The following is an 8795-nucleotide window of genomic DNA, read 5'->3' on the forward strand; positions in this document are numbered from 1 at the left end:
CTCGTAAGCCAAAACAACGATAACAACTACTCACTTCAGCAAGTTATTGACACAACCGCATCCGATGACGATTACATCGCAAAAATTCCGCACGAAACGCTGTTAGATAGCAATGGGCGAGTAGAGGATGTCATCTATTACATTCCTTTTGTAAGAGATATTTTGGGTGACAGCTTTAAATCGGTATCAGAAAACAGTAGTCAAAAGTTAGTCATTCAAACCGTCGATGAGTCTGATAACGAAAGCACTCCAAGAGAAGTATATTTTAGAAGTAGCTTTGACCTACCAACCATAAAAGTGGTGACACCATTTATTGGTGCGCGAGCTCAACTTGAAGGGTTGAGCCCAAGTGGTGAATTCACTTCACTTGCAAGTTGTACCACTATCCAGCAACTGGAAAGTGACCAGTCTATGGCTCTTGACGTAGCGAGCTGTGAAACCACAACTGACGTAGTGAATTATGATTTCATGCGTGTTCGTTTAATTGGTATCGAAGGTAGTGAGCCATACTATTACCAATGGAAAAGAGATCCAGGGACCAAGAAAGTAACGGTTGACTTAAACAAGGCCAATATTGGTGTGTATTTTAAGCTCAAAGGTTCTCAAACTTACTATATTACTGAACTATCGACATATCAGACTGGTTTGTTTGATTTCCAGTGGGATCAAGTGACAGCGGGAGAGAAAACTTCAGAACGTGCGATTCAAATTCTTGATGAGGTGCGCTACGCGTTATCAGGTACGAATAACAACTCATTCTTTGGGTTTGATCCAACGGTTGTGTCTTATGCAACCAATGAAATGCTTACGACTAAAGCGATTCCAGACAAGCCATCAAATGACTATCTACACCGATTCCTTGTTGAAGCAATTGATAGTATTGCCGAGAGAATGCCAAGAAATAACTCATTAGATTTTGCATCTGCTATTTACGATGATTTTAGCTACGATGGAAAAGCAAATGGTATAGGGGCCGGAGGAAGTCAAGTTACGCTCGATTCTTACACGTTTGGCGCTGAAACTTACCGAAAAGATCTGGCGCAATCCTATTATGAAATCATGGCGAGCAAATACGGTATTGAGACCAATATCGCGCAGCTCTATGCTGATGATATTTCGATGGCTAATCCTGACTTAAATGGTAAGAACATTTTTGATACAGAGGGTAGCAGTATCGATACCTTGCCGCCGCAGCCAAAATTAACCATTGAAAGCGGTAGAGAGACGATGGTTGGTAATAGGCTTTATATCGCTGGCGAGGTTGTTTCTAAAATTGTCCTAGACGATCCTTCTGGTATTGTAGGAACCGACGCTTACGGTCCGAAGTTTAGCACGATGTGGTATCAAGCTAATGAGCCAAATATTGAAATACCACTGGACATCAACATCGTAGAAAACTCAGACAGCAGCAATGCTTATCGAAAAGAGTACTTCTTCACCCTTAACTCCCAGTCTAGTGAACTAAAAGATATTATAGAGTTTGCCGTGGAGACCAGTGCTATGGACCCACATGGCAATGCGTATGGTTACAATGGTAAATCTCCGTTTATAGAATCGGTGTTTATTGATAACGACTTCCCTAAGGCCAGTTACCTTCCACCGAATGATGTCGATGGTAAACCTGTAGAAAACGGTATTTATTTAAATGCGAACAATACTCATGAATTAACCTTCAAGGTTGAGGATATTGTTGGTGATAAGCTTGCCTCGAGGGGCCTTGTTTTCTATCAGCAAACCGGTGAAAAAGTAACATATACACCAGAAAACTTTGCAAGTAACTCGAAAGACGCGTTTAAAGTCAAACTATGTACGGGCGAGATTTGTTCAAATCAAGGCTCTACGATTTATCCTGGTGATGGAGATTGGTTAGTTGTTGCCGCAGCAGAGGACAACTTAGGTAACTCCGTTTCAGAGTTAACTAGCACCGCTCCGAGATTCAATATTCGTATCGACTCTGAAGCCCCTATTGTAAAAAGTGAGCAGGTTCAAAGCCGTTTAGGTGGTAATAACCAATGGACACCTGTCATTGATTGGGGGACGTTAAGCTCTGGCAATAACGTAAAAATAGATTTGCGCCGCGGATCTGGTCAGGCTCTGACATTAGAAAGCTGTGACCCTCTAACAGAGGCGTGTGACGTACCATACCTAGTTGGTGAACAGCCTGACGTCAAAGTCCAACTGGTTTCAAAAGCATTTGATTACGATGAATGGAATGAATTTTACGTCACTGCGACGGACAACGCTTACCCTGCCAATGTTAGTACAACAGGGAAATTTACCTTCCAAGTCGATAACAAAGGCCCTGAAATCATCCTAAACACGCCTTGGGTTGAAGACACATTGTCTAAAGAGAACTATGTCATAGGGCGTGAGTTCAATGTGCGATTTAAATCCGTAATAGACGATTCAGACCTTGAGCAAGTCTCGCTGTATCAAAGTGGTAAAGATTCGCCAATTAAGACAATTGTGCCAACGGATTCATCTAAAGAGTTTGTCATGTCTCTTATCAAGAGTGACACAGATAAAATAGACATTTCTGAAGATGAAAAAACAACGTCATTGTATGTAAAAGCAACCGATATATATGGTTTTGAGTCTAGTTCTAACACGCACAAGGTTATTCTTGATCGTGATGGGCCAACATTAGGATTAAGTGGTTTCAATGCGAATGACTACTACTTAGGTAACTATGTCTTTGACCTAACGGCGCTAGACCTAAATGCTAACGGTGATGTTTCAATTAATGGCGTAAATAGAGAAAGCCTAGAGTATTGGACGTTTAGCGATCTGGAACCATTACCTGGCTCTCCTGGTACAAAAATCAATGAGGATCTCAAAGTGAGCCTTGGTGATTTAGGTACGGGTACACACAAGATTCGTTTAAAAGGGTCTGATGTTCGTGGCAACACAACCTTAACCAGTGATGAGCAAGATTTTACCGTCAAAGTGTACAACTCAATCCCGCAGGTGACGCTGGCGATGAGTTACACGGATGGAACGCCAATTACAAACAACACCATCTATCAAGATGGGAATATCGTACTTACGCTTGATATTGTTGATGATAGTGGCGTTGATCGAATTGACTCAACGTATAGATTCTCTGGAGAGCAAAACGGGACTAACTTTACGTTCTCAGAAACCGCAGATGGCACTTGGACTGCAACGTTGCTTTCTACACAAATTGCCAAAGATGGTAATTATGAACTTGATATCAAAGTTTATAACAAAGTTCGTTACCTTGATGAAAAAGACCGAAAGGTTGGAAAAGTAAACCAAACCTTTAGCGTACAGCGTGAAGGCGTGGTTCTAACAGTTGAAAGCCCGCTGGACTTCCAAAATTACTTATCTGATGGTGTTCTTGATGTCACCTTTACTACATTGAGTGCGGTCAAAGCCAAAACGTTAGAGTGTTGGGTTCGTGAAGAATACAACTCTCTAGATGCGCCACCAACTAATGAGCAACCAACTTCTGGTGTTATCAACGTATCGCAAGAACCTTACAGTTGTAGTGTCAATGTTGGGCAAAACATGACCAAAGCACCTGTCACTTTGATCACTAAAACCTTGGGTACAAATGGGCGTGAAACGATCAACAAGTTCAATTTCTCGATGGTGGATATTGATGCACCGACAGTCGTGGATGGTAACTCATACAGTTTTAAAGGAAGTGATGTTTGGTTTGATGAAGCTTTGAAGAAGAAGATGCTCACATTTGAGCTCTCTTTTAATGATGCTTTATCAGGCGTGAATACCGAAAGTTCAGATGAATATCCAAAGTTGGTTCGTAATCTTGGCAACAAAGCTCATACACCAACGACTTGTGCCAAAGGTGTTGGAAATATCAAGTGTACGTATTCTGAATCCTATGCCGATATTATTGATGGCCTGAGTACAACTCAAGAATACAAAATCAAGAACTTATCTGATTTAGCAGGAAACTTGACGCCAGAGCACGATCTACTGCTTGAATTACCTAAAGGTTCGGTAGTCGTTGAAATTACTGATCCGGTTGGAAACACAACCATTAATGGTCAGCAGCTTGTCGCCAAGTTCAGAATTAAGCTGTATGAAAACTCTAGACTAGACAATGTGATGGCCAGATTTGGAACGGAATCCTACAACTATAAAGATAATCCGGAGAAGTTTGCACAATTAGAGGTGTGTGCAGATGATCCAACCTACAAGTGTTCAACATTTACAAGTGAACTTCCTAGCGATGCGGATGGAAAAACGATCAGGACAACGATTACTGCAACGGATGTGTGGTCGAGAGTCGGTGAAGCGACCGTTGATATTAAAGTTGACAATACATCTCCAAGTGTTGGCGATGAGATTATCGTAACTGAATCGCCAACAAATCCAGATAACGTTCGTTTTCGTTTCGACATAACGGACACTGGTAGCAGCCTGGCAAAAGTAAACTATTCGGTTTTAAACCCAAGCTATCAAGAAGAAAGAGTAGAGGATGGGAACGGTTCATCTACGTACTTTGAACTATCAAAATCTCAGTTAGAGGGGCGTGGTTCAATCACGGTTGATATCAAAGCGACAGATAGCGTCGGACTGTATTCTGATATCAGAAAAGTCATTGATATTAGTGTTCCTAAAGTCACGATTGATTTCGATGGAATTACGAGTTTGCAGGGTGGGAAACTGTTTTTAACCAAGGCGAGCCAGCCATTCACGGTATCTACGGTGGAAGGAGAAAGAGTGAAAGCTTCACAGTATTCTGTGGAGCTTATTCCAAGCCTCGGTGATTCCTTGCGTTACTCAGGTGATGTTATCTCATCTAGTGGTAATGGAATGATGAACTTTGCCGTCGATAACCAAGGGTCATATACCCTTAAAGTGACAGTGACGGACTCAGTTGGAAGAGAGAATACAAGCTTTGAATTACTAGGCAAAAGTTATGATGGAAAGGTTATCGAATCTATTGTTGATTATGACGCTCCAAGTATTTCGGGCTTAAGTGCTAATCAAACCTCTAAGGTGCCGACAAACGATAAGTATCAACTAGAAATTAGTGCATACATTACAGATAAAAATTTAAATCTCGTCACGTCAAAAGCGGTGAGTGGTGGCAGCACTGTGGCTCCTCAAGCGATTACTGAGCCAACAACCGAAGCGGGGCCTTATGTCATAAGCTACTTGTTACCGAAAGGCGATCATACGATCACGGTAGCAGCAACAGACAAAGTGGATAATAAGAACGAGAGTTCTATTGACGCACATGTGGAAGCTGCAACCGTTCCCGGGCTAAGTATATCTACTGCTTCAAGCGCCCCTCTTTTTGGAGGTGAAGAGATTACACTTACGTTTAACTTTACAGAAAAAGTTACTAACTTTGATATCTCAGATGTCCACCTTGTCGCTAGTGATAACGGCGCAACAGGAACGTTAAAGCAAGATACGTGGTCCACGTCAGACAACGTTACGTGGACGGTTAATTACATCAGTCCAGAAAAGCAAGATAAAAACATAACAATACAGGTAGAGGATGATAGCTACCAAAGTACCAACACCATTCCTGGAAAAGGAAGCAGTTTAAATATCGCGGTTGAAGGAACCTTACCAAAACTGACCAATGTGACATTTAACCCTGAGCATCAGAGCGTGGGGCAAAGCGTGAGTGTCTCGCTTCAGTTTGATAAAGAGCTCCAAGAGGCGACCGCTACGCTTGGCGGAAATCGCATTAGTTCTCTGTCAGCAACGGCAGATAAAAAGGTCTGGGTTGGTGATGTACAAGTTCCGAGCACCGCGCTGTTAAGTGTCGACTTGGTTGTTAGTCAGTTTAAAGATTTGACTGGCAACATAGGTGAGGATAACACCGCTCACGAATTGCCAATCACGCCAACCTTAGCTATTAAGCCAGTGGGCAATGTGGATGAAACGCATGCCGCCACACTACAATTCGAAGGCACGTCGACACGTTTTGACGGTCAGTCCCTGCGTCTTGAAGTGAAAGCCCAAGGCAGCGCGACGGTACTAAAAAGCGGCAGCGCGACAGTACAAGCCGGTGGCACTTGGACCAGTGACGCGATGGATATGAGTCACCAAACCAATGGCACTTATACTGTGATGGTGACGGGGACGAACTCAGCGGGTATTGAAGTGAGTGAAAGCCAGAGCTTTACACTCGCGCAGTCTTTGCCAACGTTGACTAACGTGACGTTTACGCCTGAGCACCAAGCCATCGGCCAAAGCGTGACGGTAACGCTGGAATTCGATAAAGATCTGCAATCCGCCGCAGCGGAGTTAGGTGGTACCACGATCACTTCATTAGTGGCAACCGCGGACCCAAGCGTTTGGACTGGTGATGTGGTGGTACCAAGCACGTCGGAGCTCAAATTGGGGTTGCTTGTTCGTGACTACCAAGACTTCTCAGGGAATACCGGAAGTCAGAGCACGGCTTACTCCATGCCGATCACACCAATCTTAGCTATTACGCCAGTGGGCAATGTGGATGAAACGCATGCCGCCACGCTACAATTTGAAGGTACGTCGACACGTTTTGATGGTCAGTCCCTGCGTCTTGAAGTGAAAGCCCAAGGCGGCGCGACGGTATTGAAAAGCAGCAGCGCAACGGTACAAGCCGGTGGCACTTGGATCAGTGACGCAATGGACATGAGTCACCAAACCAATGGTACTTATACTGTGATGGTGACGGGGACGAACTCTGCGGGCATTGAAGTGAGTGAAAGCCAGAGCTTTACACTGGCGCAGTCTCTGCCAACGCTGACTAACGCGACGTTTACGCCTGAGCACCAAGCCATCGGCCAAAGCGTGACGGTGACGCTGGAATTCGATAAAGATCTGCAATCCGCCGCAGCAGAGTTAGGTGGTACGACGATCACTTCATTAGTGGCAACCGCGGACCCAAGTGTTTGGACTGGTGATGTGGTGGTACCAAGCACGTCAGAGCTGAATGTGGCGTTGCTTGTTCGTGACTACCAAGACTTATCAGGAAATACCGGTAGCCAGAACACGGCTTACTCCATGCCGATCACGCCAACCTTAGCTATTACGCCAGTGGGTAATGTGGATGAAACGCAAGCCGCCACGCTACAATTCGAAGGTACGTCGACACGTTTTGACGGTCAGTCCTTGCGTCTTGAAGTGAAAGCTCAAGGCAGCGTGACGGTACTAAAAAGCGGCAGTGCAACAGTACAAGCCGGTGGCACTTGGATCAGTGACGCAATGGACATGAGTCACCAAACCAATGGCACTTATACCGTGATGGTGACGGGGACGAACTCAGCGGGCATTGAAGTGAGTGAAAGCCAGAGCTTTACACTGGCGCAGTCTCTGCCAACGCTGACTAACGTGACGTTTATGCCTGAGCACCAAGCCATCGGCCAAAGCGTGACGGTAACGCTAGAATTCGATAAAGATCTGCAGTCCGCAGCGGCGGAGTTAGGTGGTACAACGATCACTTCATTAATGGCAACCGCGGACCCAAGTGTTTGGACTGGTGATGTGGTGCTACCAAGCACGTCAGAGCTCAATGTGGGGTTGCTTGTTCGTGACTACCAAGACTTATCAGGAAATACCGGTAGCCAGAACACGGCTTACTCCATGCCGATCACACCGACCTTAGTTATTAGCCCAGTGGGCAGTGTGGATGAAACGCATACCGCCACGCTAAAATTTGAAGGCACGTCGACACGTTTTGACGGTCAGTCCCTGCGTCTTGAAGTGAAAGCACAAGGCAGCGCGACGGTACTAAAAAGCAGCAGTGCAACAGTACAAGCTGGTGGCACTTGGACCAGTGACGTAATGGATATGAGTCACCAAACCAATGGCACTTATACTGTGATGGTGACGGGGACGAACTCAGCGGGCATTGAAGTGAGTGAAAGCCAGAGCTTTACACTGGCGCAGTCTCTGCCAACGCTGACTAACGTGACGTTTACGCCTGAGCACCAAGCCATCGGCCAAAGCGTGACGGTAACGCTAGAATTCGATAAAGATCTGCAGTCCGCAGCGGCGGAGTTCAGTGGTACAACGATCACTTCATTAATGGCAACCGCGGACCCAAGTGTTTGGACTGGTGATGTGGTGGTACCAAGCACGTCAGAGCTCAATGTGGCGTTGCTTGTTCGTGACTACCAAGACTTATCAGGGAATACCGGTAGTCAGAACACGGCTTACTCCATGCCAATTACACCGACAATACACCTAGACGTTATCAACGATGTTACTGGAGTGGAAAGCGTGACAGTAAGTGGTAGCAGTGAACGGTTTGAAGATGGTGAGTTCATAGATATTAAAGCAGTCGACGCTGATGGTACAGAAGCCACAGGCATGGCTACCGTGCTTTCAGACTCATGGACAACTGATTTAGATCTTTCAGGACTGAAGGAGGGGGTAGTGACGATTTATGTAAATGGTACCAACAAGCTTTCCGCCTCTGCCGAAGAGGCTCAAGCAACATTTAACTATGATCGTTTCGCAAGTACAGCCTCCTTAGGTTCTGTTTACAACCGATATTTTAGTGAGAACAAAACTTTAAAAAATGCGGCATAAATAAAGCGAGCGTTTAGCTCGCTTTATTTCTTTGGGATTTTTTGTGATATTTATCAAAATAATTGCCTTTATTGATAAGTTACTCGAATTAATGAATCGTCTTAATACAAGGCTGAATAACTATAATAACTAGGCCAATGTTGCTTTTAGGTGTGTATGAAGTGATTGTGATGGTCGCTCGGCAGGTGCTGTGGTGAATGTGTCGCGTTGAAAATCTTTTTAAATATTATATATTTACGCTCGTTTCTATACTCTGAGTATAGTGT

At 44.7% G+C, this 8795-nt stretch carries 1 protein-coding gene; it reads left to right on the plus strand.

The genetic code is table 11. The features are described from left to right. The coding region (locus CAG68_RS22020) for a tandem large repeat (RefSeq protein ID WP_161441664.1) at positions 1-8529 on the plus strand (8529 nt) is incomplete at its 5' end. Between the last annotated feature and the right edge of the window lie 266 nt (positions 8530-8795).

Origin of the sequence: Vibrio sp. V42_P2S4T144 (assembly GCF_009904715.1) — a bacterium.
GTDB lineage: Bacteria > Pseudomonadota > Gammaproteobacteria > Enterobacterales > Vibrionaceae > Vibrio > Vibrio alginolyticus.